Genomic DNA, 24,389 nt, shown 5'->3' with positions numbered 1-24,389 from the left:
GCGGATGAGGGACACGCCACTTCGGCCATCGGCATTGCTATGATGCGTCGCATGGCCGAAGACCTGTTCATTTCCCATCACGAGTACGAGATCACCGCGATCCGCGCCCAAGGCGCGGGCGGGCAGAACATCAACAAGGTGTCCAATGCGGTGCATCTGCGCTACGACGTGCGCGCGTCGTCGCTGGCGGAGGACCACAAGGAGCGTCTGCTGGCGCTGCACGACCACCGCATCACGCGCGATGGGGTGATCGTGATCAAGGCGCAGCAGCATCGGAGCCTTGAGATGAACCGAGAGGAAGCGGTGCGCCGGCTGCATGAACTCGTGCAGAGCGTGGCCACACCACCGCGCGTTCGTCGGGCCACTCGGCCGACGCGTGCTTCGAGGGTACGCCGGGTCGATGCCAAGGTCCAGCGCGGACAGGTCAAGGCATTGCGTGGGAAGGTGATCGATTAGAGACCACCGCCCGACCACCGCCCTACCACCTCCCATATATCGACAGTTTGAATCGAACAAATATTTCAAACGGACGACAGAGGGCTGGGACAACGCGCCCATAGGCAGGCATGCTCGGGTTTCCGGTTTCATGACCGACCCTGACTCTCATCTGCCGCCCCATGTCATCTGTCACCACTGCCGCACCGGACGTCACGCTGGCACCCATTCCGCGCGATCCCGGCTGGCCCATCGTCGGCAATCTCTTCCAGATCACGCCCGGCGAGATCGGGCAGCATCTGCTGGCGCGCAGCCGGCACCACGACGGCATCTTCGAACTGGACTTTGCGGGGCGGCGTGTACCGTTCGTGTCGTCCGTGGAACTCGCGGCGGATGTGTGCGATCCGGCGCGCTTCCGCAAGATCATCGGCCCGCCGCTGTCCTATCTGCGCGACATGGCCGGTGATGGCCTGTTCACCGCACACAGCGACGAGCCGAACTGGGGGTGCGCGCATCGCATCCTGATGCCGGCCTTCAGCCAGCGCGCGATGAAGGGGTACTTCGACGTGATGTTGCGTGTGGCGAATCGGCTCGTGGAGAAATGGGATCGCAAGGGCACTGACGCCGATATCGCCGTGGCCGATGACATGACGCGGCTCACGCTCGATACCATCGCGTTGTCCGGCTTCGGCTATGACTTCGAGTCGTTCGCGAGCGAGCAACTCGATCCGTTTATCGTGGCCATGGTCGGCGCGCTGGAAGAGGCGATGCAGAAGCTGACCAGGCTGCCGATCCAGGATCGATTCATGGGCCGCGCGCATCGCCAGTTTGCTGCCGATACCGCGTACATGCGCAACCTCGTGGACGATGTGATTCGCCAGCGTCGCGCGGCACCGATGCCGGGCATGGACCTGCTGAACCTGATGCTGGAAGCGCGCGATCCCGAGACCGACCAGCGGCTCGACGACGCCAACATCCGCAACCAGGTCATCACGTTCCTGATCGCCGGGCATGAGACGACGAGCGGTCTGCTGACGTTCACGCTGTACGAACTGATGCGCAACCCCAGCGTGCTCGCGCAAGCCTATGCCGAAGTGGATGCGGTGCTGCCCGGTGATGCACCGCCCGTGTATGCCGATCTCGCGCGCATGCCAGTGCTCGATCGCATCCTCAAGGAGACGCTGCGGCTGTGGCCTACTGCGCCGGCATTCGCGGTGGCGCCGTTTGCCGATGAGGTCATCGGCGGGCGCTATCGGCTGCGCAAGGATCGACGCATCTCGGTGGTGCTCACGGCGCTGCACCGCGATCCGAAAGTGTGGGCGCATCCCGAGCGATTCGATATCGACCGCTTCCTGCCCGAGAACGAAGCCAAGCTGCCGCCGCACGCCTATATGCCTTTCGGCAGCGGCGAACGCGCGTGCATCGGCCGGCAGTTTGCACTGACGGAAGCCAAGTTGGCGCTGGCGCTGATGCTGCACAACTTCGTCTTCCACGATCCCTACGACTACCAGTTTCGTATCAAGGAAACGCTGACGATCAAGCCCGACAACCTGGTGTTGCGTGTGCGCCGTCGTCGTCCGCATGAACGGATGGTGACGAGCCATGCCGTGTCTGTCGTCGCGGATACGGCGCAGGCCGAGGTGCGTGGCAATGGTCAGGCGATGACCGTGCTGTGTGCATCGAGCCTGGGCACGGCGCGCGAACTGGCCGAACAGATTCACGGTGGTGCGATCGCCGCAGGGTTCGCCAGCACGCTCGCCGATCTCGACGATGTGGTGGATGCGTTGCCGACATCGGGACTCGTCGTCGTCGTGGCCGCCACGTACAACGGCCGCGCGCCAGACTCTGGGCGCAAGTTCGAATCGATGCTCGATGCCGGTGGCGTGACGGGCTATCGCGCGCAGGATATTCGGCTGGCGATGCTCGGTTGCGGTAACTCGCAATGGGCCACGTATCAGGCGTTTCCGCGTCGCGTGTTCGAGTTCTTCACGGATGCTGGCGCAGTGCCACTGTTGCGCCGTGGAGAAGCCGACGGCAACGCCGATTTCGATCAGGCGGCCGAGCGGTGGCTCGCGCAACTGTGGCAGGCATTGCAGGCCGATGGTGTACAGGCTGGCGGCATCGCAGTGGATGTGCAGATGCGCAGCGTCGCAGCGATTCGCGCGGAGACTTTGCCTGCCGGGACGCAGGCGTTCACGGTGATCGACAACATCGAGTTGATCGATGCACCGGATGGACTGTGGGATTTCTCCATCGAAGCGCCACGTACTTCCACGCGCAGCATCACGCTGCGACTGCCGCCGGGTGTGTCGTATCAGACGGGCGATCACCTCGCTGTCTGGCCGCAGAACGAATCGGCACTCGTCACCGCGCTATGCGAACGGCTCGACCTCGATCCCGAAGCCATCGTCACGCTGTCTGCGCCGCAAGGGAGTGGACGTGGATTGCCAGTCGGGCAGGCGCTGCCGCTACGTCAGTTGCTGACGCATTTCATCGAACTGCAGGATGTGGTGTCGCGCCAGACGCTGCGCGCACTGGCGCAGGCCACGCGCTGTCCGCATACGCGACAGTCGCTGGAACAACTCGCATCGGACGAAGGCTATGCGGAAAAGGTGGCTGCGCGCCGACTCGGCATTCTCGATGTACTCGACGCGCATCCGGCTATCTCGCTGACATTGCCGCAACTGCTGGCCTGCACGGTGCCGATGCGCCCGCGCTTCTATTCGATCGCCTCATCGCCGCTGGCTTCGCCCGATATCGCCACGCTGCTCGTGGGCACGGTGTGGGCGCCGGCACTGTCGGGACGTGGACAGTTTCGTGGTGTGGCCTCGACATGGCTGCAAGGGCTGACGAACGGTACGTGCATTGCCGCATCGATCCGCACACCGAATCCATCGTTCGCACCCCAGCCAGATCCGTCAGTGCCGATGCTGCTGATCGGACCCGGTACTGGCATCGCGCCGTTCCGTGGCTTTATCGAAGAACGCGCTGCGCAGCAGATGGCTGGTGCAACGGTTGCGCCGGTGCAGTTGTATTTCGGATGCCGTCACCCGGAGCATGACTGGCTGTATCGCGATGATTTCGCACGATGGGCCGAAGCGGGTGTAGTGGAAATTCACACGGCGTACTCGATAGTGCATGGCGCTGCGCGCTATGTGCAGGATCTGCTGTGGGAACGGCGTGCCGATGTGTGGCAACGCGCTCAGGCCGGTGCAACGATCTATGTCTGCGGCGATGGCCGACGCATGGCGCCTGCGGTACGCAAGGTGCTGATCGAGATAGCGGGGGAGCAGGGCGGGATGGCGGCCGATGAAGCGTCGGCGTGGTTGGCGGGGATGGTGGAGCGGGGGAGATATCGGCAGGATGTTTTTAATTGAGGTAATTGCTTCCCTGTCGGTTTGCTCCCCTCTCCCGCAGAGCGGGAGAAGGGAGAACACCAACGCGAAATCAGCGGGCGGACTGCAACGCCGCGATCCGCGCTTCAATCGGCGGGTGGCTCGAGAACAGCGCCAGCCACGACTTGCCGCCCGAGATGCCCATCGCCTGCATGTTCTGCGGCAGGCCATCGGCATCGAGACCACCGAGGCGACGCAGTGCGGACACCATCGGCGACGGCGAGCCCATCAGTTGCGCAGCGCCTGCATCGGCGCGGTACTCACGATGACGTGAGAACGCGGCAACGATGATGCTGGCGAGGATACCGAACACGATCTCGCAGACCACGACGGTGATCATGTAGCCGATGCCGGGGCCGCTCGATTCCTCGTCGTTGCGCCGCAGCCACGAGTCGACGAAGTAGCCGACCACGCGTGCCATGAAGATCACGAACGTGTTCACCACGCCCTGGATCAGCGTCAGCGTGACCATGTCGCCATTGGCGATGTGCGCCACTTCGTGCGCGAGCACGGCTTCCACCTCGTCATGCGACATCGATTGCAGCAGGCCGGTGGACACCGCCACGAGCGAGTTCTTCTTCGAGGCGCCGGTCGCAAACGCGTTGGGCTCGCCATCGTAGATTGCCACTTCAGGCATTGGCAGGTTGGCGCGCGTGGCGAGCTTCTGCACGGTCTGCACAAGCCACAGCTCGGTGCTGGTGCTCGGATGCGTGATGACCTGCGCACCCGTAGACCACTTGGCGATGGTCTTGGACATCAGCAGCGAGATGAACGAGCCGCCGAAGCCCATCAGCGCGGCAAACGCCAGCAGGGTGCCGAGATTCAGTCCGTTGGAAGTCAGGAAGCGGTTCACGCCCAGCAGGCTGGCCGTGAAGCTGAGGACGAGCATGACGGCGAGGTTGGTCGCCAGGAACAGGAATATTCGTTTCATGTGTGTGGGGATAACAAGACGCGGCGGGGCCGCAAGCGCGCACGGCACGGGTAGCGTGCCATGCAACGTAAGGGCGCGGAAGAGACTCCGCGCGAAACGGGGTCAGCCGCGCGGTGGGCGCGGCAGCAGAGGCAGGTCGGGATCGGGCAATCGCGCCACCGCGTAGCGGGGCACGGTGCCGCGTGCAGCAGAGGCCATCACGCGCGGCACGGGCGCGGGCAGCAACTGCTCGGCAAAATCGGCGCCGAGTGGCGTCGGTTCGGCGGTATCCGAGGGATAGGAAGAATCGGGCGCAAGAGGCGCGGCGAGGTCGGCCTGATCAGCCGCCACCGCGAAGTTCGCTTGCGCGAGCGGCGCGGGTTGCACCATGTCGATGCCGCTGGCCGATGCCGACATGCCAATGCCGGCCCATGCCTGCAGGGGCAGGAAGGCAAGCAGCACGATCATCAACAGGAAGCGAAGCGGTTGCACGGGGGCGGGTGACGCAGGAGACAGAAAATGTTGCTGTCGATTCTACAGGATGGCGAACCGGTGCGCAGGGTGCGCCCCGAGCTACGCGGCTTATCTATCCGACCGATCACCCGACGACATGAAGTGCCGCCCGCGTGCCCCACCACGCGGCTTCCTCGAAGACCGACAGCCCGGACAGATCGGCATGCGCGAACAGCACCGGACCATCCGCCGCACGCAACGCGGCAAGGCCGGGGTTGGCAAGGAAACCGGGCACCGGCGTGGCCATCGCGTGACCGCGTGCGGTGATCTCCGCGGCATCGGCATGACGCCAGAACTCGCGGCCATAGACTTGGCGCAGATCGGCGCTGGCGATCTCCATCAGCGCTGCGGGCGAGGCGTCGGCCAGCCAGCGGCGCACGGTATCGGGATCGGCACCAGCCGGTACGCCTGCCGCAGCATCGAGCGGACAATACGCCGTGAAAGCCGTTTGCGCCGGGCGCGCCTGCCTGATCCATTGATGGGTGGCCACCACATAGCCCAGCCCGCGCGATCCATGCACGACGTTGTCCCACGCCAAAGGCACGCCGGCCGCTTCCTGCGGAAAGCCGCGCAAGCGGAACGATGACACCAGCCACGGCGCGTGATGCTGCAGATGCACGGCGGGATCGAAGCCGAGCGGGCCCAGCGGCATGATGCGTGCGGCCACGTGAAGCGGCATCGCGCAGATCACGCGGCGCGCACGGATGTGGCGCAGTCTCGGCGGCTGGGTGATGCCATCCGGCCATTGCACGGTCAGCACGCGCACGCCTTTGCCATCCGGCTCGATGCGAACGGCCATGCCCGGTTGTCGCCAGGGCCGTTGCTGGCCCACGCGGCGGTCGATCTTCGTCACAAGCCGCGTGACAAGTCCGTGCAGCCCATCGGGCCAGGTCAGCACGGCGCCATCGGTGGCATTGCTCGCATGGCCGCCCCGGCTCGCAAAGTAGTGCAGGCCCGCCCAGGCCGACACGACGTCCGAACCCGCGCCGTAGTCATCGCGGCAGCAGTAGTCCGCATACCAGTGCAGCGTAGGTGCCGTGAAACCTTCGGCGTCCAGCCATGTCCGGAAGGTCTGCCGATCGAGTGCGCGCCACGCAGGATCACGCGACGACTCGGCTAGCGGGATCGCGAACACCTTGCGGCCATCTGTGCCCGTCGTCGTGCGCAACGCATCGATGCGAGCGAGAAAACGCGTGTGCTGATCGTGGAAGGTATCGCTATCGGGCAGCAGGCCATCGTGCCATGCGCCTTCGAAGAAGAGACGTTCCTCGGGAGCATGGACGACAAAGCGTTCGTCAAAGCGCGGACGCGCATCGAAGGGATCGCGCTCGATGACGCCCAGGTCGGCCAGCATCTCGCGCACATGGGTCGATTCAGCGGACGGCAGCGGCAGGTAGTGCGCGCCGCGCGGAAAGCCGATCTCGCCAAAGCTCCCGCCTGCGGCATTGCCGCCGAACTCGGGACCTTCGAGCATGATGAAGTTGCGATGGCCGGCGCGCGACAACTGCCACGCTGCCGACACCCCACCGATGCCACTGCCGAGAATCGCCACGTCCACGCGTTGCTCGCCATCGGGCGCGGGCCATTCGCGTATGTTGCGCATGTCGCGCAGCGCGTGACCTTCCGCCATGCCGGGACGCAGCACGAGCGGCTCGGGTTCGCGCAGCCCCACGCCCGCAAGGAAGCGCGAGGCTTCATCGCCGAGCCGCTCGCAACCTGCCAATGCAGCCGTGGATGCTGCGATCAGGAAACGTCGTCGATCCATGCTGCGATGCGCGTCACGCTATCGAATGACATTGCGCCAGTCCTTCTCGAAATCGTGGACCAGCGTCTGCTCGTTGAGCCGGTTGGCATTACCCTGGCGCGGCGCCATATCGGCGGGGAAGCTGAACATCAGCGCGGTGCTGGCGGCATCGAGAAACTTCATCGGCACGTCATAGCGCGTGGGCGGCGTGTAGTCGTCGCGCTTGCCGGCCAGGATGAAGCCCCACTCGCCGAACGACGGCACATAGGTGTGATACGGCCAGGTATGCAGGCCGGCTTCGCGCAGCGTGGCGTCGATATCCCAGAACGAGCGCGGGGCGTAGTAGGGCGAGGTGGATTGCACCACCGCGTAACCCTTCTCGGCCAGATGGCGCGATAGCAGGCGATACATCGGCACGGAGTAGAGCTTGCCGAGGCCGAAGTTCGACGGGTCGGGCAGGTCGACGATGATCGCGTCGAAACTCTCGCGGTTGGTCTCCAGCCACTGCGCGGCATCGGCGTTGACGATGGTCACGCGCTTGTCGGTGAGCGAGTCCTGGTTCAGCGCGCGCAGCGGTTCGCTCCGCGAGAATAGCGTGGTCATCGCCGGATCGAGGTCGACCAGCGTGGCATGTTCGATATGCGGATACTTGAGGATTTCGCGCATCGCCAGCCCGTCGCCGCCACCGATCACCAGCACGCGCCGTGCCCAGGGCAGCGCCTGTAGCACCGGATGCACCAGCGCTTCGTGATAGCGGTGTTCATCGCGCGAGGAGAACTGCAGATTGCCATTGATGTACAGGCGCAGGTCGTCCTTCCAGCGCGTGATCACCAGCCGCTGGTACGGCGTGCTTTCGCTATGGATGATCTCATCGCCGAACTGACCGCGCTCGGCCCATTGCGTCAGTTGTGTGGAGCCAATGAACCCGGCAGTCAGCACCGCCAGCACGATGCCGGCGCGCATCGCCCGCATGACCACGCGCGAGATCTCGTTGCGGAAGATATGCAGCGTGAACAGCGCCACGCCCACGTTGAGCATGCCGAACAGGAATCCCGTGCGCGACAGCCCGAGCCGGGGCGCCAGCACCAGCGGGAACACGAGCGATACCGCCAGCGCGCCGAGATAGTCGAACGTGAGCACGCGGCTGACCAGATCGCTGAACTGTGCCTTGCGCGCGTTGAGGATGCGCATGACAAGCGGAATCTCCATGCCCACCAGCACGCCGATCACGAACACCAGCGCATAGAGCGCGGTGCGGAACGGTGCCGACAGCCACGCGAACACCACGAACAGCAGCGCCGCCGAGATGCCGCCAAGTAGCCCGACCAGGATCTCGATATCGATGAATCGCGTGAGGACATCCTCGTCTTTCACATAGCGCGACAGCCACGACCCCACGCCCATGGCGAACAGGTAGCAGCCTATGATGGAAGAGAACTGGAGGATGGAATCGCCCAGCAAGTAGCTGGACAATGCGCCGGCGATCAGTTCGTAGCCCAGCCCGCAGGAGGCTACGATCAACACCGACAGGACAAGGGTACGGTCGCGCATGGAAGGCGGTCGCAAGGGGTCGGCGGGCGCGCAACACACGCCCAGATTGTCACGGAATTGGTAGTGGAAGAAATGGGACTGCGGATATACTTTGCCGCAACTTCCTGCGGCAGCAGCACGATACGGACAACCCGGACATGCAACCCATCTACGCCTACGCGGAGCACCTGCTGGCAAGCCTTGTGCTGCTGGTAGTGTTCGTCGGAGTCTACACCAGGATCACCCCGTTCCACGAGTTCACGCTGATCCGCCAGGGCAACATCGCGGCGGCGTTGTCACTGGGTGGGAGCGTGCTTGGATTCTGCTTCACGCTGTCATCGAGCATCCAGCACAACGACACGTTCCTGATGTTCCTGGTCTGGTCGTTTGGTGCGATGCTCGCGCAGGCCGTGGTCTATGCCGCGCTGGCCCGCGCGCTGCCCGACATGGACGCGGCCATCGAATCGAACAACATCGCCATGGGCGGGCTCATGGGCACGATGTCGGTATCGGTGGGCGTGCTGAACGCCGCCTGCCTGTCCTGAACCGCCGCAACCTTCCCTTTAGCGAGGCGCAGCCATGAGCATCGGGTCATTCATCAAGAAGCAGTTCATCGACATCCTCCAGTGGACGGAGGATACAGACGGCGTGCTGGCGTGGCGCCATCCGATGGAGGACATGGAAATCCAGTACGGCGGCAGCCTGACCGTGCGCGAGAGCCAGATGGCGGTCTTCGTCAACGAAGGCAAGATCGCGGACGTGTTCGGGCCGGGCATGTACAAGCTGACCACCCAGACGCTGCCGGTGCTCACGTACCTGAAGAACTGGGACAAGCTGTTCGAGTCGCCCTTCAAGTCCGACGTCTACTTCTTCAGCACGCGGCTCCAGATCGGTCGCAAGTGGGGCACGGCCCAGCCGATCACGATCCGCGATGCGGACTTCGGTATGGTGCGGCTGCGCGCGTTCGGCCTGTACTCGTACAAGATCGTCGATCCGAAGCTGTTCTACACCGAGATCAGCGGCACGCGCGCCGAGTACACGCGTGACGAGGTCGAGGAGCAACTGCGCAACCTGCTGATTGCGACGATGACCGGCACGCTGGGCGCGTCGTCGATCCCGTTCCTCGACATGGCCGCCAACCAGCCGCTGATGGCGCAGACCATCCGCGAGAAACTGGTGCCAGAGTTCGCGCGCTACGGCGTGGCGCTCGACAACTTCGCCGTGACCAACGTGTCGCTGCCGGAGGAATTGCAGAAGGCCATCGACACGCGGATATCGATGGGCATGATGGGCGATATGGCCAAGTACACGCAGTACCAGGTGGCCAGCTCGATCCCGCTCGCGGCGCAGAACGAAGGTGGTATCGCCGGCATTGGCGCTGGACTCGCGGCCGGTGCGGTGATGGGCCAGGCGATGGCGGGTGGCCTGGTGGGCGGTGTGGCCGGCGCACCCGGCGTACCCGCGCCTGCGGTTCCGCCTGTGGCTGCTGCATCGGCTGCTGCGCCCGCTGCCGATGATCCCGCCGCGCGCCTGCAGAAGCTCAAGGAGTTGCTCGACAAGAGCCTGATCTCGCAGGCGGAGTTCGATACGGCCAAGGCTGAGATCCTGAAGAAGCTGATCGGCTAAGCCTGCATGCAAACGGTCAACTGTCCGGGCTGCGGCGCGGAGGTCAGCTTTCGTTCGTCCGCCGCCGTCATGGCGGTCTGCGAGTACTGCAAGAGCACCTTGCTGCGCGAGGCCGACCAGGTGCGCGACATCGGCAAGATGTCCGCCGTGCTGGAGGACTACACGCCGCTGCAGATCCACACCAGCGGTACGTGGCAGGGGCAGGGCTTCACGCTGGTGGGCCGCATCCAGTTGCGCTATGACGCGGGGCTGTGGAACGAGTGGTACGTGCTGTTCGACGATGGTACGGACGGCTGGCTGGCCGATGCGTCGGGCCAATACATGCTCACGCGACGCGTACCGGACGACGAGGCGAAGCGTGCATCGGTCAGCAAAATGCCGCGTTTCGATGCGCTGCGTCCCGGCACGCATCTGTTCTATGGCAACCATCGTTTCGAGGCCAGCGACGTGCGCACCGCACGCTGCACGGGTGGCGAGGGCGAACTGCCGTTCCAGGTGGCATCCGGATGGACGGCCCAGGTGGCGGACTTCCGGGTCGCCGACAAATTCCTGACGCTCGACTACGCGGATGGCTATCCGCCTGCCGTGTACACGGGCCAGGCGGTGATGTTGCCGCAATTGAAGGCCCAGTTCCTGCGTGAGGCCGATGCCATCGGCCGTACCGCCGACCGCTATCGCGGCAAGGCCGTACCACTGTCCTGCCCCAACTGCGGGAGCCCGATCAGCTGGCGCATGGGCGTGGCGAACTTCGTGGTGTGTCCGAGTTGCCATAGCGAGGTGGACTGCACCACGTCGACCGCCATCGTGCTGGAGAAACACGCCGAGATCGAGGCATTACAGACGAGCCTGACGCCCGGCGAGGTCGGCACCATCGACGGCAAACCGTACACGGTGCTGGGCCTGCTGCAGTGCGTGGACGATGACGAAGACGAATCGTCCACGTGGATCGAGTACCTGCTGTTCAACGAACAGTCTGGCTTTATCTGGCTCGTCGAGCAGGATGCGGGCTGGGACCGCGTGCAGGTGCTCGACGAATGGCCGGACACATCGTTGCCGGCATCGGTGAAGCTCGGCGGACAGAAGTACGAGCGCGGCTTCCACTACCGCAGCACGGTGCTGTACGCAGCGGGCACGTTCAACTGGCGTGTGCAGGCCGGCGACGCCACGATGCTGACCGAGTTCGGTCCGCCGGTGCGCCGACTGACGCGCGAAGCCTCGGAAACCGAGATCGTGTGGACGCGCTCCACCACGGTCAGCCGCACGCAGGTGGCGGAATGGTTCAAGGGCAACAAGGCGCTGGCCGCCGCGAAATCACGCAAGGACACACCGCGCGCCGCCGCGCAGACCGGTGACCTGGCTTACTTCCGCAAGGTGGCCTGGGGCGTTGCCATCATCATGTGGCTGCTGAATGGACCGCTGGCGCTGTTTGGTCGGGCCAGCTTCGCCGCGCTGATTGTCGGCACGCTGTTACTGTGGGCGCCGATCTGGGTGGCTGCCTCCATGTCCGGAGGCAATGCCGATGCGGATGACGATGACGATTAAAAAGAGGGGCTGACTTGCGTTTCCTGTTTCTGGTCTACGGAATCATCATCCTGTTCGGCGTCACGTTCTACACGATAGGGTCCACGAGCGGATCGTCATCGGGCAGCCGAAGCTGGGGCAGTTCCGGCGGCGGCTGGTCGTCCGGCGGCGGTGGTCACAAGTAATCTGCGATCGATACGCGATGAATGCGCCCACACTGATCTGCCCGCCCATGCTCGGCCAGCACCTGCTGCTCGACATGCAGGGCGTACTTGCGGCTGCGCTGACCGATGCGGTACACATCGAGCGTGTCCTGCGCGATGCGGCGCATGCGGCCGGCGCCACGGTGGTGGATGCGCGGCTCCATCACTTCGGTCCCGGTCTCGGCGTGACGGGGGTACTGCTGCTGAAGGAGTCCCATATCAGCATCCATACGTGGCCGGAGTACGGTTACGCGGCGGTGGATATCTTCATGTGCGGCACGGCGCAGCCCGCCCTCGGTGTCGATGTCATTGTTGACATGCTGCGGCCCGTGCATTGGCAGGTGCGAGACCATGCGCGCGGTCCGGGTTTTGCACGGCCTGCGCAACCGGTCTAGACTGGCGGCTAACCCTGTAACAACTACAGGGATGGAGGTCTGGATATGCGCATCGGCGAACTGTCGCGCCACAGCGGCTGTGACGTGGAAACCATCCGGTACTACGAGCGGGAAGGGCTGCTGGACGCACCTGCCCGCGAAGACAACGGGTATCGCCGCTATGGCGATCCGCACCTCGTGCAACTCAATTTCGTGCGCCACTGCCGTTCGCTGGGAATGAGCCTGGCCGATGTGCGGCGGCTGCGGGATTTCCAGCGTAATCCGTCGCTGGCCTGCGACGATATCGACACGTTGCTCGACCGTCAGATCGATCAGATCCACGCCCAGCGCGTGGCACTGGAGGCACTGGAAACCCAGTTGCGCGCACTGCGCCATACGTGCGAGAACCCGAATCCTCATCCGGCCAGTGAGTGCGGCATCCTGCAGAACCTGCAGCAGGCGGCCGAAGGCGCCGCATGCGAATGCCACCCGCGCCACTGAGCGGCTGAGGTTTTCCCCGCTATTTCCGGGAGCCCCTCGGCACGGGCCTGTGCTAGCATGGCCGTTCGCGTTGCGCTGACACCACGCGCAGCGGCTTTTCCTGCTTCAACTAATTCAGAAAATTCTCACGATGTCTCGTCGTCTTTCGTTCGCCGCACTTGCCATGGTCCGCTCCGCGCGACCGGTGCGCGCACGTCTGATGATGCAGCCCATCACCCAGACCCGCCGGATCAACGCCCCGCTTGATCCCGCCCGGTTCCCGGCCTGACTGACCCCGCCGCTTAGGGTCCGGTGCCGAACCGGGCCGCAGCACCGCGTTCTCCCTATCGATTCATCCACGGCCTGCCGGGCAGACTTGCTGCGCCGGCGCCGCTTTTGCGAGAGGCATTGCCATGGCAAAGACCAAAGCACCTACGCTGTACCTGACCGAACTCGACGTCACGCGCCTGGAAGCCATTGCCAGCCGCGCCGGCACCGCCGAGCTCGATGAAATGCTCGACGCACTGCTGGAGCGCGCCGCCATCGTCACGCCCGATGCCATCCCTCGCGACGTTGTGACGATGAACTCGCGCGTGGTCTGCACGCTGGAGGGTGATGCCCAGCCACGTGAGTGGACACTGGCTTACCCCGACGATGCGGATCTGGCGGCGGGACGTTTGTCCGTGCTGTCGCCGATTGGCCAGGCGTTGCTGGGTGCGCGCGCCGGGAAGACGGTGGATTACCGGTTGCCGAATGGTATGGCGCAGCGCGTGACGATTGTGGATATTGCGTTTCAGCCGGAGGCTAGTGGGCAGTTCACGTTGTAGACATCGCATCTCCCCGCTGCTGGTTTCTCCCCTCTCCCACAACGTGGGAGAGGGGCTGGGGGTGAGGGCAAGCGCTCGCACACCGAGATGCCTGATCGCAGCTTGAAAGTCCAGCCCTCACCCCCGCCCCTCTCCCGCCGTGCGGGAGAGGGGAGCAAAACACAGATAGCCCTTCCAAACCTACCCTCCGGTAGCACCCGCTCGTCTCCCGACCCCGTCGTTTCACGGCTTGCAACGCACCATTCGTCGCAGCGGTATTTCTCGCTGATCTACTACCCACTAACCTTCAGTCCGTGCTCGCATCGCTACATAGATAGCGCATCGGGCAAGTTGTCGGCAGTGACCATAAAAAAGTAGTGAATCAGTTGAAGGAGTCCCAGATGAACGCCAGACGTACCCTTGGCGGTGCCCTGCTGCTCGCCGTGTTTGCCGCGTCGACCGCATTTGCCGCACCCGCCGCCACCAAGAAGGTGGGCAAGTTCGACGTGTATGCCGACGCCGCGCGCACCGGCAAGTTCGACACGTTCAGCGAAGGATCGAAGATCGGCAAGTACGATACCTTCACGGACGGTGCCCGTCAGGGCAAGTTCGACACCTTCAGCGAAGGCGCCCGGCAAGGCAAGTTCGACAGCTACAGCGAAGGCTCGCGCGCATTCAGCGGCGAGATCTCCGGATCGGCGCTCGACAACTCGCGCAATGGCGATCTGTACGGCTACAAGGTTTGATAGCCCAGCAGAAAGCAAATCGGCGACCCGCTTGATGGCGGGCCGCCGATCCTGATTTCCAGTTTCTCTCCCACCTGCGCAGCCGACCTCCTCCTTCTCTCTCCGCTGCGCAGGTGATTTTTCCCCGCCTTGTCTTTCCCGCTATCCCTTCAGACTTCGCCTAGAGTTGCTTCGCGGCGAACGTATCGCATTTGCGGATATCGCCCGTGTTGAGCCCCTGGCGCAGCCATTTCACACGCTGCTCGCTGGTGCCGTGCGTGAACGCCTCGGGCACCACATAGCCTTGCGACTGTTTCTGCAGCCGGTCGTCGCCGATGGCTGCCGCGGCCTTCAATCCTTCCTCGATATCGCCGGGCTCCAGCAGTTGCTGGTTGAGCTTTTGCGCCGTGGCGGCCCAGACACCTGCCAGGCAGTCGGCCTGCAATTCCATGCGCACCGACAACTGGTTGGCCTGCGCCTCGCCCATGCGTCGCCGCGCCGAATCGACCTTGCCCGATACGCCGAGCAGGTTCTGGATGTGATGCCCAACCTCATGCGCGATCACATACGCCTGCGCGAAATCGCCACCCGCACCAAAGCGCTGGCGCAGTTCGTTATAGAACGCGAGATCGATATAAACCTTCTGGTCGGCCGGGCAGTAGAACGGTCCCATTGCGGATTGCCCCGTACCGCACGCCGTGGGCGTGGCACCCGAAAACATCACAAGCGTGGGCGCAGCGTAACGGCGGTTCAGATCGGTCTGGAAGATGTGGTCCCACGTACGCTCGGTGTTGCCAAGGACCTTGCGCGTGAACACGCTCAACTGATCGGCGGCCGGCGCGCGCTGTGCCTGCGACTGCGGCGCCTGCTGCGGCTGGAGATTGGACGCGCCCTGCAGGATCAGCATCGGATCGATGCCGAAGAAATAGGACGCCGCCAGCGCGATGACTACCGTGCCAATGCCAATCGACTTGCCACCCAGCGGAAATCCTCCGCCGCCACCGCCCCGGCGGTCTTCCACATTCTGGCTTTCGGCTTCGTCGTCGAGACGCATATCGGGGGCTCCATCGGCTGGTGTGTGATGCCGCTGGAGTATAGCAATGGTGTCTGACGGTGTTGAGCGCTGCGGTGTTTGCTCCCCTCTGGGTTTTCTCCCCTCTCCCTCTGGGAGAGGGGGCGGGGAGAGGGCAAGCGCTTGCGTACCGAGATGGCTGATCGGAGCTTGAAAGGCCGGCCCTCTCCCCCGCCCCTCTCCCGCAAGGCGGGAGAGGGGAGCAAACCATCAGGGAATTACACCGTCTCAGCCGCCGGCACCCGCCCAATATCCAGCCCTTCCACCTCCGTCCCCACTTCCGCCACGCGCAGCAGGTTCGTCGTGCCGCCCTGCCCGAAGGGCATCCCCGCAGCAATCGTGATCTGATCGCCCGGTGCGGCGTAGCCTTCCACGAGTGCGGCGCGTGCCGCGGCCTGCACCATTTCGTCCACGCTCTGCACGTCGGGGCTGACCGTCGAATGCACGCCCCACGTCATCGCCAGGCGTCGCGCGATGTCGAGGTTCGGCGTGATGCTGACGATGGGTGCAGCGGGACGCTCGCGCGCGGCGCGCAATGCCGTAGCGCCCGACGACGTGTACGTGACCGTGGCCTTGGCGCCGATGATGTTGGTCACTTCACGCAGCGCGGCGCAGATGGCATCCTGGCGCGTGTTCAACGGTGCTTCGTGCTGCGCATCGAGCATGTTGCGGTAGAGCGGATCGCGTTCCACCTCGGTGATGATCCGGTCCATCATGGCCACGGCCGGCACCGGATGGCGACCATTGGCGGATTCGGCCGAGAGCATCACGGCATCGGCGCCATCGTAGATCGCGCTCGCCACATCCGAGGCTTCGGCGCGCGTCGGTACCGGCGAGTCGATCATCGACTCCAGCATCTGCGTGGCGATGACGACGGGCCTGCCCAGTTGGCGGCAGATGCGCAGGATGCGCTTCTGTACGCCGGGCACACGCTCGGGCGGCAGTTCCACGCCGAGGTCGCCACGCGCCACCATCACGGAGTCCGACACGCGCACGATTTCTTCGAGTTGCTGCAGCGCCGCTGGCTTCTCGATCTTCGACAGCACACCCGCACGCGTGCCAATGATCTCGCGCGCTTCAACGATGTCCGACGGACGCTGCACGAACGACAGCGCGATCCAGTCAGCGCCAAGTTCCAGAGCGAATTCCAGGTCGCGGCGGTCCTTCTCGGTCAGTGCGGGAATCGGGATCACGGCATCGGGCACGTTCACGCCCTTGCGGTCGGACAGCGTGCCGTTGTTGGCCACGCGCGTGGTGATGCTGCCGCTCGACACGTTCTCGATATTGAGCCGCACCTTGCCATCGTCGATCAGCAGCGACTGCCCGGCGCTGGCCGCCTTGAACAGCTCGGGGTGGGGCAGATACACGCGCGTGCCATCGCCGGGCGTGGGATCGCTGTCGAGCACGAACACATCGCCCGCGCGCACGGCCACCTTGCCTGCGGCGAACGTGCCGATGCGCAGCTTCGGACCCTGCAGGTCCGCCAGGATCGCGATGGGGCGGCCGGTCTCGGCTTCCACCTGACGCACGGCGTCGTAGCGGGCACGATGATCCTCGTGATTGCCGTGGCTGAAGTTGAGCCGGAACACATCGGCCCCGGCATCGAACAGTTGGCGGATGACCGCGATGTCCGAGCTGGCCGGGCCGAGGGTTGCAACGATCTTGGCTTTGCGCTGACGTCTCATAGGGGCTCCTTCTCCATCCTCTTGTGTTGCTGCTGTAGCTTGTGGGGTTCGCGCGCGCCGATCAGACGATCAGGATCGCGCGGAAATCGTTGACGTTGGTGCGGGTCGGGCCGGTGACGATCAGGTCGTCGAGCGCGGCGAAGAATCCGTATCCGTCGTTGTTGTCGAGATGCGCGCGTGCCGATGCGCCCTGCGCCGCGGCGCGCGTCAGCGTGTCCGGCGAGAGCAGTGCGCCGGCATTGTCTTCGGAGCCATCGATGCCGTCGGTATCGCCAGCGAGTGCGTGCACGCCCGGCAATCCATCAAGTGCCACGGCCAGCGCCAGCAGGAACTCCGCGTTGCGGCCACCCCGGCCATTGCCGCGTACCGTCACGGTGGTCTCGCCACCGGAGAGAATCACGCACGGCTTCTGGAACGGCTGCCCGTGCGCGACGATCTGACGCGCGATGGCGGCATGCACTTCGGCCACGTCGCGCGCTTCGCCTTCGATGCTGTCCGAAAGAATGTGCGGCGTCAGGCCGAGTTCACGAGCGCGCGCAGCGGCGGCTTCGAGCGATTGCTGCGCACTGGCGAGCGTGACGCTGCGATGGCCGGCAAAGCGTGCATCGCCCGGCTTCGGCGTTTCGCCGGCACCGCTCTCCAGATGCGCGCGCACGGCGTCCGGAACTTCGATGCCGTACTTGGCGATCACGGCCAGTGCATCGGCGCATGTCGTGGCGTCTGGCAACGTGGGGCCGCTGGCGATCAAGGTGGGGTCGTCGCCGGGGATATCGGAAATCAGCAAGGTTTCGACGCGTGCAGGAGCGCATGCCAGTGCAAGCCGTCCGCCCTTGAGCGCGGAGAGATGCTTGCGCACGCAGTTCATCTCGCCGATGCTGGCGCCGCTACGCAGCAGGGCCTTGTTCACGGCCTGCTTGTCGGCCAGGGTCAGGCCCGGCGCCGGTGCGGCGAGCAATGCCGAACCACCGCCGGAAATCAGGCACAGCACGAGGTCATCGGCGGTCAGGTCCTGCACCAGTTCCACCATCCGTTGCGCGGCCTGCTGGCCCGCTGCATCGGGTACGGGATGCGCGGCTTCCACCACCTCGATGCGGCGGCATGGTGCGCCGTGGCCATAGCGTGTGACCACCAGACCCGACAGTTCGCCCTGCCAGTGCGACTCCACAGCCTGCGCCATCGCAGCAGCAGCCTTGCCGGCGCCGATCACTACCGTGCGGCCCTTGGGCGGCTGCGGGAGATGCGGCGGCAGGCAGTGGCTGGCGCTGACGGCGGCCACTGCCGTATCGAACAGGTCGCGCAGCAGCGCGCGCGCCTCGGTGGGATGGCGATAGTCGGATGGGCGTTTGGCGGAAAGCAACGCAGCCGTGGCGTCTGAGGCGTCGGTGGCGAACATGCGGGTCCTGAAAAATCTTCGGTCATTCGAAGCAGCCGCCTTCGCACGAAGACGGCTGCAGCAACGCGGTAAAGCTTGCTTCCGTACTTACTTCGCGCCCTTGGCGATCTCGTGGTTCGACATGATTTCGATCGCACGGCACAGCGCCGAATGATCCTGCTTGCCGAAGCCATTGGCTGCGCACGTGTTGAACAGTTCCTGCGCGGTGGCCGTGTTCGGCAGCGCCACGCCCAGTGCCTTCGCGCCCTGCAGTGCGAGGTTCAGATCCTTCTGGTGCAGTTCGATGCGGAAGCCCGGATCGAAGGTGCGCTTGACCATGCGCTCGCCGTGCACTTCCAGAATGCGCGAGGCCGCGAAGCCGCCCATCAGTGCCTGGCGCACCTTGGCCGGATCGGCGCCAGCCTTCGATGCAAACAGCAGTGCTTCGGACACGGCCTGGATGTTCAGCGCCACGATGATCTGGTTGGCCACCTTGGTGGTCTGGCCGTCGCCATTGCCGCCCACCAGCGTGATGTTCTTGCCCATCAGGTCGAACAGCGGCTTCACCTGATCGAAGGCTTCGGACGGGCCGCCGACCATGATCGTCAGCGACGCAGCCTTGGCACCCACTTCGCCACCCGACACCGGTGCGTCCAGGTACGAGGCACCCAGCTTGTTGATGCGCGCCGCAAAGTCCTTGGTGGCGATCGGCGAGATCGAGCTCATGTCCACCACGATCTTGCCGTAGGTGGCTTCCTTGCCCGCTGCCTTGAATGCAGCCGCCACGCCTTTTTCGGCAAACAGCACGGCTTCCACGTGCGGGGTATCGGGCACCATGATGATGACGATGTCCGCGCGCTTGGCCACTTCTTCCGCGCTCGTGCAAACCGTGACGCCGGCATCGACCAGCCCTTGCGGTGCGGGGTTCACGTCATGCACGAACAGCGTGTGGCCTGCTGCGCGCAGGTGGCCCGCCATCGGGGCACCCATGATGCCGAGTCCGATAAAGCCGATGTTTTTCTGGTTTGCCATTGTTGTCTCCAGGGTTTTCAAGATGAGATGAGTTCGATTCGGTGTTCTCCCCTCTCCCTTTGGGAGAGGGGTGGGGGAGAGGGCAGGCGGGTCAGATTGCGAGTGCGTCGGCAAGCAGAACCTCTGGCCCTCTCCCCCAACCCCTCTCCCGCGCGTTGCGGGAGAGGGGAGCAAATAACTAAGCGGTGAGGTGACTTAAACCCCCATCCCCTTCCTCCATCCCAGGCCTTCCTCGGTGGTCGTCTTCGGCTTGTACTCGCAGCCGATCCAGCCGGCGTAGCCGATCTCGTCGAGGAAGCGGAACAGGTAGGGGTAATTCAATTCGCCAGTGCCGGGCTCGTTGCGGCCGGGGTTGTCGGCCAGTTGCACGTGGCGGATCTTCGGCAGGTTGGCGCGGATCGTATTGGCGATCTCGCCCTCCATGCGTTGCATGTGATAGATGTCGTACTGCACGTAGAGGTTGGGCGCGTTCACCTGGCCGATCAGGTCAACGGCCTGCTGCGTGCGCGACAGGAAGAAGCCGGGGATGTCGAAGGTGTTGATCGGCTCGATCAGCAGGTCGATCTGTTCCTTCTGCAGCGCGCTGGCGGCAAAGCGCAGGTTTTCGACGAGGGTCTCGTTGGCCTGCTCGCGCTTCACGTTCTGCGGCAGGATGCCCACCAGACAGTTCAGTTGCCGCACGCCCAGCACCTTGGCGTACTTGATGGCTTCGCCCACGCCGTCCTGGAATTCGCTCACGCGGTCGGGGTGGCACGCGATGCCGCGCTCGCCAGCTTCCCACTTGCCGGCCGGCAGGTTGTGCAGCACGAGGTCGAGCTGGAAGCGGTTCAGCTGATCGGCAATCTGATCGGCATGGAAGGTATAGGGAAACAGGAACTCCACGCCGCGGAAGCCCGCGCGGGCGGCGGCCTCGAAGCGGTCGAGGAAGCCCACTTCATTGAACAGCATCGTCAGGTTGGCTGCGAGCTTTGGCATTGTGATGTCTCTCTCGGTGTCGGGGAAAAAACGCCGCACCTGCCCCAGGGCCAGGGCAGGGCGGCTTGCTACGGGAAAGCAGAAACTTTTGAAACGATGAGCGAGGGATGGTCAGGCCGTGACCGTCTCTTCCTTGAGGATGGCCTCGTCGGCGTCCTCGATGTCCTCGATCGGTTCGAACTCGTTGATGTTGTCGATCTCGGTGCCCATCGCGATGTTGGTCACGCGTTCCAGGATCACCTCGACGACCACCGGCACCGAGAACTCGGCCATCAGGTCGCGCGCCTCGGCAAAGGCCGGCGCGATGTCTTCGGGCTTGAACACGCGGATCGCCTTGCAGCCCAGACCTTCCACCACCTTCACGTGGTCAACGCCATAGCCTTCCAGTTCTGGCGCATTGATGTTGTCGAAGGCCAGTTGCACGCAGTAGTCCATCTCGAAGTTGCGCTGCGCCTGACGGATCAGGCCGAGATAGGAGTTGTTCACCACCACGTGGACGTACGGCACCTTGAACTGCGCGGCCACGGCCAGTTCCTCGATCATGAACTGGAAGTCGTAGTCGCCCGAGATGGCCACGACATCGGAATCCGGCGAGGCAGTCTTCACGCCGATGGCGGCGGGAATGGTCCAGCCCAGCGGGCCGGCCTGGCCGCAGTTGATCCAGTGGCGCGGCTGGTTCACGGACAGGAACTGCGCGGCGGCGATCTGCGAGAGACCGATCGTCGTCACATAGCGCACGTCGCGCGGGAAGTACTGGTTCATCTCGCGATACACGCGCTGCGGCTTGACCGGCACGTTGTCGAAATCGCTCTTGCGCTGCATGGTGCGGCGACGCTTCTGCACATCGGCCACCCAGCTCTTGCGGCATGGCAGGCGGCCAGCCATCTTCATTTCGCGCGCCACTTCCACGAACAGTTCCAGCGCAGCCTTGGCGTCGGACACGATGCCAAGATCCGGACCGAATACGCGACCGATCTGCGTAGGCTCGATATCGACGTGCACGAACTTGCGGCCCTTCGTGTAGACATCGATGCTGCCCGTATGGCGATTGGCCCAGCGGTTGCCGATGCCCATCACGAAATCGGAGGCCAGCAGCGTGGCGTTGCCATAGCGGTGCGAGGTCTGCAGACCCACCATGCCAGCCTGCAGCGGATGGTCGTCGGCCAGCACGCCCCAGCCCATCAGCGTCGGCACCACCGGCACGTTGACCAGTTCGGCAAACTCGACGAGCAGTTCGTTGGCATTGGCGTTGATGACGCCGCCGCCGCAGACGATCAGCGGACGCTCGGCCTGGTTCAGCATCGAGATGGCTTTCTCGATCTGCGCGCGCGTTGCGGCCGGCTTGTACGGCTTCATCGGCTCGTACGTCTCGATATCGAATTCGATCTCTGCCACTTGCACGTCGAACGGCAGATCGATCAGCACGGGACCGGGACGGCCCGAGCGCATCAGGTGGAACGCCTGCTGGAACACCTGCGGCACCAGCGCCGGCTCGCGCACGGTCACGGCCCACTTGGTCACGGGCTTGGCGATCGATTCGATATCGACGGCCTGGAAGTCTTCCTTGTAGAGGCGGGCACGCGGGGCCTGGCCGGTAATGCAGAGGATGGGGATCGAATCCGCCCAGGCCGAGTACAGGCCCGTGATCATGTCAGTGCCGGCGGGGCCCGAGGTGCCCACGCACAGGCCGATGTTGCCCGGTTCGGCACGGGTGTAGCCCTCGGCCATGTGCGAGGCGCCTTCCACGTGGCGCGCCAGCAGATGCTTGATCGTGCCGGCTTTGCGCATGGCCGAATAGAACGGGTTGATGGCGGCGCCAGGCACGCCAAACGCGGTGGTGATGCCTTCCTTTTCCAGCACGGCAATGGCCGCGTCGACTGCTCTCATCTTCGGCATGTCTGTCTCCAATACGCTCAAAAACATGGGTGAATGTCGTTCTGGGGTTGATGCTATGCCCGCAGCGGGTCATCGATAAACGGAACGACGATCACTTGATTCGATATCAGCGGTATGGAATCGCGCAGCAAAGCTGGATGAAATGCGGCGCAATCGATACTTCGAAAGCCGCGTTCCATGAGGTCGTCGAACGGGACGGAAAGGCAGATACGATGCGGAACTGGGGCGATCTCGTACCTTTTCGGGGTATCGCCCTTAAGCGGGGCGGGCCAGAATAGCGGGTTTTGAATTGCCACTGCTTCGCCATGTACACGCGGCTGCCGCCCACCTACGAATTGTTGGAAGCCCTGCAGACGGCCCCCGGCCCGAAGCGGCCCGATGGCCGCCTGGGCACGGTGCTGTGGGCGGGTTTCGTGCTCGCGCTCGTGCCTTCGCTGGTATCGGGCGGCGCACTGGTCTGGTGGCACCAGATCCTCGTGCAGGTGCCGCCGGCATGGCTACCGCAGGCGTTCCACGTGCTGCTGGCGATCAGCGCCGTTTTCTACGTGGCGGCCTGGGCCGCGCGGCTGCTGGGCGGTCGTGATGCATTGCAGCATCCGCTGCGCTGGATGTCGCGCCGAGTCGATACCCAGAGCGAGGTGGAAAACGCGCTGCTGCTGCGGCTGGGCCGGATTCCGGCGCTGCAACTGCGGGCGCGGCAGCGTCGCATCGGCCTGCATGCGCGGATCTGGGAAGGCGGCGCACGGACCGTGGCGCTGGTCCTTGCCCTTGGTCCCGCCGCCGTGGTGCTGGCCGATGGCGTCGCCGTGATGGCGCCGGGTCACGGGCCGACGCTGACGGCCATCTATGGCGTGGTGCTGGTAGTGGGTGCGGCGTTCGCGCTGTTCGCCCAGTTGCAATGCAGCGCGCCACTGCGCCGGCTGGCCCATGTGCTGGGTGAAGCCGCCGAGATCAACGAGGCCCTGGGCCGCTCGCGCCAGCCGTGATCGGCCTGTCTCATCGAACGTTGCGCATGCGCAGCATCGCGGGGCGGGGATGCGCAGCAAGCCCGTCATGCCTCACAATCCCGGCAGGAGACAACTGGCTAAGCCGGGCGCAATGGACAAACTCAAACAAATCGAAGCATTCATCGCCGTGGTCGAGCACGGCAGCATGGCGGCGGCGGCGCTGACGCAGAACGTCACGCCCGTAATGATTGGCCGTCGCATCAACGCACTGGAATCCCGCATCGGCGTCAAGCTGCTGCACCGCTCCACGCGGCGTATCGTCGTGACCGAACAGGGCGCGGCATTCATGGAGCAGTGCAAGAAGGCACTATCGGACCTGGACCGCGCCGAGATGCTGATTGCCGAAGGCAAGCACAAGGCCACGGGGCACCTGATCGTGTCGGCGCCGGCGGCGTTCGGGCGCAAGCATGTGGCACCGCACGCCCCGGCCTTCCTTGCCGCCAATCCCGACGTGCAAGTCTCGTTCAACCTGACCGACCGCGTGGTGGACCTCGTGCGCGAGGGCTATGACGTGGGTATCCGCATTGGTGGCGCCATCGACCCCAACTTCGTGGCGATCAAGCTGGCGACCAACAAGCGTGTGGTCTGCGGCACACCCGCCTACTTTGCGAAGTACGGCGTGCCGCACACACTGGAAGATCTGGAGAAGCACAACTGCCTGGCGTTCAACCTGCAGGGTGGCCAGCAGCGCGGCTGGTACTTCCAGCAGAACGGCAAGACGGTGACGGTGCGCGTGAACGGCAACCTCGACTGCAACGATGGCGAGTTGCTGCACCGCTGGACCGGCGAGAGCATCGGCCTGGGCTGGCGCTCCACCTGGGAAATCCTGCCGCAACTCGACAGCGGCGAGCTGATCACGGTACTCGACGAGTACGCGCTGCCCGACTACGACATCCTGGCCGTGTACCCGCAGCAGCGTCCGGTGCCCGCCAAGATCCGCTTCTTCATCGAGCACCTGAAGCAGGCGTTTGCCAAGCCGGGGTATTGGACGGGAAGAAGCTGAGGGGAAAAGGAAGAGGAGGGGTGGCAGGCTGGAACAATCCAGCCCGCCAAATGAAAAAGCCCGCAGCCATTGCGGTCTGCGGGCA

The 24,389-nt window shown here is 64.5% G+C and carries 23 protein-coding genes; 13 read left to right on the top strand and 10 right to left on the bottom strand.

Features of this window, described 5'->3' with window-relative positions; translation table 11 throughout:
* Positions 1–51: 51 nt before the first annotated feature.
* Together arfB and GA566_RS15325 are read left to right on the top strand one after the other, a co-directional pair.
* A complete protein-coding gene (gene arfB / locus GA566_RS15330; RefSeq protein ID WP_137927957.1) occupies positions 52–456 on the top strand; it encodes an alternative ribosome rescue aminoacyl-tRNA hydrolase ArfB in 405 nt (134 codons plus the stop codon).
* A gap of 161 nt (positions 457–617) precedes the next feature.
* Positions 618–3,812 carry a bifunctional cytochrome P450/NADPH--P450 reductase gene (locus GA566_RS15325; RefSeq protein WP_160473120.1) on the top strand — a complete coding sequence of 1,065 codons (3,195 nt, stop codon included), beginning with the start codon at positions 618–620 and terminating at the stop codon, positions 3,810–3,812.
* A 70-nt stretch (positions 3,813–3,882) separates the two neighbouring features.
* Here the strand turns inward: GA566_RS15325 and htpX are convergent, their stop codons facing one another.
* The 4 genes from htpX to GA566_RS15305 all read right to left on the bottom strand — a co-directional run bounded on the left by htpX (position 3,883) and on the right by GA566_RS15305 (position 8,548).
* Complete coding sequence (gene htpX, locus GA566_RS15320; protein ID WP_137928430.1) at positions 3,883–4,761, bottom strand: protease HtpX; 879 nt, start codon at positions 4,759–4,761, stop codon at positions 3,883–3,885.
* A 102-nt stretch (positions 4,762–4,863) separates the two neighbouring features.
* A complete protein-coding gene (locus tag GA566_RS15315) occupies positions 4,864–5,232 on the bottom strand; it encodes a hypothetical protein (RefSeq protein WP_370459295.1) in 369 nt (122 codons plus the stop codon).
* Positions 5,233–5,338: 106 nt separating this feature from the next.
* Positions 5,339–7,018, bottom strand: a complete 1,680-nt coding sequence (locus GA566_RS15310) for an NAD(P)/FAD-dependent oxidoreductase (RefSeq protein ID WP_137928431.1) — start codon at positions 7,016–7,018, stop codon at positions 5,339–5,341.
* Positions 7,019–7,036: 18 nt separating this feature from the next.
* Positions 7,037–8,548: a polyamine aminopropyltransferase gene (locus GA566_RS15305; protein WP_160473119.1), complete on the bottom strand. Its 1,512-nt coding sequence runs from the start codon at positions 8,546–8,548 to the stop codon at positions 7,037–7,039.
* A 137-nt stretch (positions 8,549–8,685) separates the two neighbouring features.
* On the opposite strand from GA566_RS15305, the gene GA566_RS15300 reads away from it, so the two are divergent.
* The 9 genes from GA566_RS15300 to GA566_RS15270 all read left to right on the top strand — a co-directional run bounded on the left by GA566_RS15300 (position 8,686) and on the right by GA566_RS15270 (position 14,283).
* A complete protein-coding gene (locus GA566_RS15300) occupies positions 8,686–9,072 on the top strand; it encodes a DUF350 domain-containing protein (RefSeq protein ID WP_137928433.1) in 387 nt (128 codons plus the stop codon).
* A gap of 34 nt (positions 9,073–9,106) precedes the next feature.
* The gene (locus GA566_RS15295; protein ID WP_137928434.1) at positions 9,107–10,153 is read left to right on the top strand and encodes an SPFH domain-containing protein; all 1,047 of its coding nucleotides are present in this window, start codon (positions 9,107–9,109) and stop codon (positions 10,151–10,153) included.
* Positions 10,154–10,159: 6 nt separating this feature from the next.
* On the top strand, positions 10,160–11,695 hold the full coding sequence (locus GA566_RS15290; protein WP_160473118.1) for a DUF4178 domain-containing protein: 1,536 nt from the start codon (positions 10,160–10,162) through the stop codon (positions 11,693–11,695).
* Positions 11,696–11,709: 14 nt separating this feature from the next.
* Positions 11,710–11,859, top strand: a complete 150-nt coding sequence (locus tag GA566_RS32910) for a hypothetical protein (protein ID WP_202126706.1) — start codon at positions 11,710–11,712, stop codon at positions 11,857–11,859.
* A 17-nt stretch (positions 11,860–11,876) separates the two neighbouring features.
* Complete coding sequence (gene speD, locus GA566_RS15285; RefSeq protein WP_137928436.1) at positions 11,877–12,272, top strand: adenosylmethionine decarboxylase; 396 nt, start codon at positions 11,877–11,879, stop codon at positions 12,270–12,272.
* A gap of 45 nt (positions 12,273–12,317) precedes the next feature.
* On the top strand, positions 12,318–12,752 hold the full coding sequence (locus GA566_RS15280) for a Cd(II)/Pb(II)-responsive transcriptional regulator (protein ID WP_137928437.1): 435 nt from the start codon (positions 12,318–12,320) through the stop codon (positions 12,750–12,752).
* Positions 12,753–12,882: 130 nt separating this feature from the next.
* Positions 12,883–13,020 carry a hypothetical protein gene (locus GA566_RS32905; protein WP_202126705.1) on the top strand — a complete coding sequence of 46 codons (138 nt, stop codon included), beginning with the start codon at positions 12,883–12,885 and terminating at the stop codon, positions 13,018–13,020.
* A 124-nt stretch (positions 13,021–13,144) separates the two neighbouring features.
* The gene (gene rnk / locus GA566_RS15275; protein WP_137928438.1) at positions 13,145–13,558 is read left to right on the top strand and encodes a nucleoside diphosphate kinase regulator; all 414 of its coding nucleotides are present in this window, start codon (positions 13,145–13,147) and stop codon (positions 13,556–13,558) included.
* 380 nt (positions 13,559–13,938) lie between these two features.
* Positions 13,939–14,283, top strand: a complete 345-nt coding sequence (locus GA566_RS15270; RefSeq protein WP_137928439.1) for a hypothetical protein — start codon at positions 13,939–13,941, stop codon at positions 14,281–14,283.
* Between the two features lie 160 nt (positions 14,284–14,443).
* On the opposite strand, the gene GA566_RS15265 is transcribed toward GA566_RS15270, so the two are convergent.
* From GA566_RS15265 to gcl, 6 genes are all read right to left on the bottom strand, one after another.
* The gene (locus GA566_RS15265) at positions 14,444–15,316 is read right to left on the bottom strand and encodes a neutral zinc metallopeptidase (protein WP_137928440.1); all 873 of its coding nucleotides are present in this window, start codon (positions 15,314–15,316) and stop codon (positions 14,444–14,446) included.
* A gap of 236 nt (positions 15,317–15,552) precedes the next feature.
* Entirely contained in the window at positions 15,553–17,019 is a 1,467-nt protein-coding gene (pyk, locus tag GA566_RS15260; RefSeq protein WP_160473117.1) for a pyruvate kinase, read from the bottom strand.
* A gap of 61 nt (positions 17,020–17,080) precedes the next feature.
* The gene (locus GA566_RS15255) at positions 17,081–18,412 is read right to left on the bottom strand and encodes a glycerate kinase (RefSeq protein ID WP_160473116.1); all 1,332 of its coding nucleotides are present in this window, start codon (positions 18,410–18,412) and stop codon (positions 17,081–17,083) included.
* Between the two features lie 87 nt (positions 18,413–18,499).
* Complete coding sequence (glxR, locus tag GA566_RS15250) at positions 18,500–19,423, bottom strand: 2-hydroxy-3-oxopropionate reductase (RefSeq protein ID WP_137928354.1); 924 nt, start codon at positions 19,421–19,423, stop codon at positions 18,500–18,502.
* Positions 19,424–19,618: 195 nt separating this feature from the next.
* A complete protein-coding gene (gene hyi, locus GA566_RS15245; protein WP_160473115.1) occupies positions 19,619–20,398 on the bottom strand; it encodes a hydroxypyruvate isomerase in 780 nt (259 codons plus the stop codon).
* Between the two features lie 111 nt (positions 20,399–20,509).
* Positions 20,510–22,294 carry a glyoxylate carboligase gene (gcl, locus tag GA566_RS15240; protein ID WP_137928356.1) on the bottom strand — a complete coding sequence of 595 codons (1,785 nt, stop codon included), beginning with the start codon at positions 22,292–22,294 and terminating at the stop codon, positions 20,510–20,512.
* Between the two features lie 305 nt (positions 22,295–22,599).
* Between gcl and GA566_RS15235 the strand changes: the two genes are divergently transcribed.
* The gene (locus GA566_RS15235) at positions 22,600–23,280 is read left to right on the top strand and encodes a hypothetical protein (protein ID WP_160473114.1); all 681 of its coding nucleotides are present in this window, start codon (positions 22,600–22,602) and stop codon (positions 23,278–23,280) included.
* 112 nt (positions 23,281–23,392) lie between these two features.
* On the top strand, positions 23,393–24,304 hold the full coding sequence (locus GA566_RS15230; RefSeq protein WP_137928358.1) for a LysR family transcriptional regulator: 912 nt from the start codon (positions 23,393–23,395) through the stop codon (positions 24,302–24,304).
* Positions 24,305–24,389 lie beyond the last annotated feature (85 nt).

The sequence above is a fragment of the Cupriavidus sp. SW-Y-13 genome, assembly GCF_009793345.1.
GTDB lineage: Bacteria > Pseudomonadota > Gammaproteobacteria > Burkholderiales > Burkholderiaceae > Cupriavidus.
This window is presented reverse-complemented; position numbering and strand designations above follow the sequence as displayed.

Excerpts from the sequence above, each read along its gene's own strand:
- arfB (WP_137927957.1), top strand. The coding sequence starts at position 52 with ATGGCCGAAGACCTGTTCATTTCCCATCACGAGTACGAGATCACCGCG.
- GA566_RS15325 (WP_160473120.1), top strand. The coding sequence starts at position 618 with ATGTCATCTGTCACCACTGCCGCACCGGACGTCACGCTGGCACCCATT.
- htpX (WP_137928430.1), bottom strand. The coding sequence starts at position 4,761 with ATGAAACGAATATTCCTGTTCCTGGCGACCAACCTCGCCGTCATGCTC.
- GA566_RS15310 (WP_137928431.1), bottom strand. The coding sequence starts at position 7,018 with ATGGATCGACGACGTTTCCTGATCGCAGCATCCACGGCTGCATTGGCA.
- GA566_RS15305 (WP_160473119.1), bottom strand. The coding sequence starts at position 8,548 with ATGCGCGACCGTACCCTTGTCCTGTCGGTGTTGATCGTAGCCTCCTGC.
- GA566_RS15300 (WP_137928433.1), top strand. The coding sequence starts at position 8,686 with ATGCAACCCATCTACGCCTACGCGGAGCACCTGCTGGCAAGCCTTGTG.
- GA566_RS15295 (WP_137928434.1), top strand. The coding sequence starts at position 9,107 with ATGAGCATCGGGTCATTCATCAAGAAGCAGTTCATCGACATCCTCCAG.
- GA566_RS15290 (WP_160473118.1), top strand. The coding sequence starts at position 10,160 with ATGCAAACGGTCAACTGTCCGGGCTGCGGCGCGGAGGTCAGCTTTCGT.
- speD (WP_137928436.1), top strand. The coding sequence starts at position 11,877 with ATGAATGCGCCCACACTGATCTGCCCGCCCATGCTCGGCCAGCACCTG.
- GA566_RS15280 (WP_137928437.1), top strand. The coding sequence starts at position 12,318 with ATGCGCATCGGCGAACTGTCGCGCCACAGCGGCTGTGACGTGGAAACC.
- GA566_RS32905 (WP_202126705.1), top strand. The coding sequence starts at position 12,883 with ATGTCTCGTCGTCTTTCGTTCGCCGCACTTGCCATGGTCCGCTCCGCG.
- rnk (WP_137928438.1), top strand. The coding sequence starts at position 13,145 with ATGGCAAAGACCAAAGCACCTACGCTGTACCTGACCGAACTCGACGTC.
- GA566_RS15270 (WP_137928439.1), top strand. The coding sequence starts at position 13,939 with ATGAACGCCAGACGTACCCTTGGCGGTGCCCTGCTGCTCGCCGTGTTT.
- GA566_RS15265 (WP_137928440.1), bottom strand. The coding sequence starts at position 15,316 with ATGCGTCTCGACGACGAAGCCGAAAGCCAGAATGTGGAAGACCGCCGG.
- pyk (WP_160473117.1), bottom strand. The coding sequence starts at position 17,019 with ATGAGACGTCAGCGCAAAGCCAAGATCGTTGCAACCCTCGGCCCGGCC.
- GA566_RS15255 (WP_160473116.1), bottom strand. The coding sequence starts at position 18,412 with ATGTTCGCCACCGACGCCTCAGACGCCACGGCTGCGTTGCTTTCCGCC.
- glxR (WP_137928354.1), bottom strand. The coding sequence starts at position 19,423 with ATGGCAAACCAGAAAAACATCGGCTTTATCGGACTCGGCATCATGGGT.
- hyi (WP_160473115.1), bottom strand. The coding sequence starts at position 20,398 with ATGCCAAAGCTCGCAGCCAACCTGACGATGCTGTTCAATGAAGTGGGC.
- gcl (WP_137928356.1), bottom strand. The coding sequence starts at position 22,294 with ATGCCGAAGATGAGAGCAGTCGACGCGGCCATTGCCGTGCTGGAAAAG.
- GA566_RS15235 (WP_160473114.1), top strand. The coding sequence starts at position 22,600 with ATGTACACGCGGCTGCCGCCCACCTACGAATTGTTGGAAGCCCTGCAG.
- GA566_RS15230 (WP_137928358.1), top strand. The coding sequence starts at position 23,393 with ATGGACAAACTCAAACAAATCGAAGCATTCATCGCCGTGGTCGAGCAC.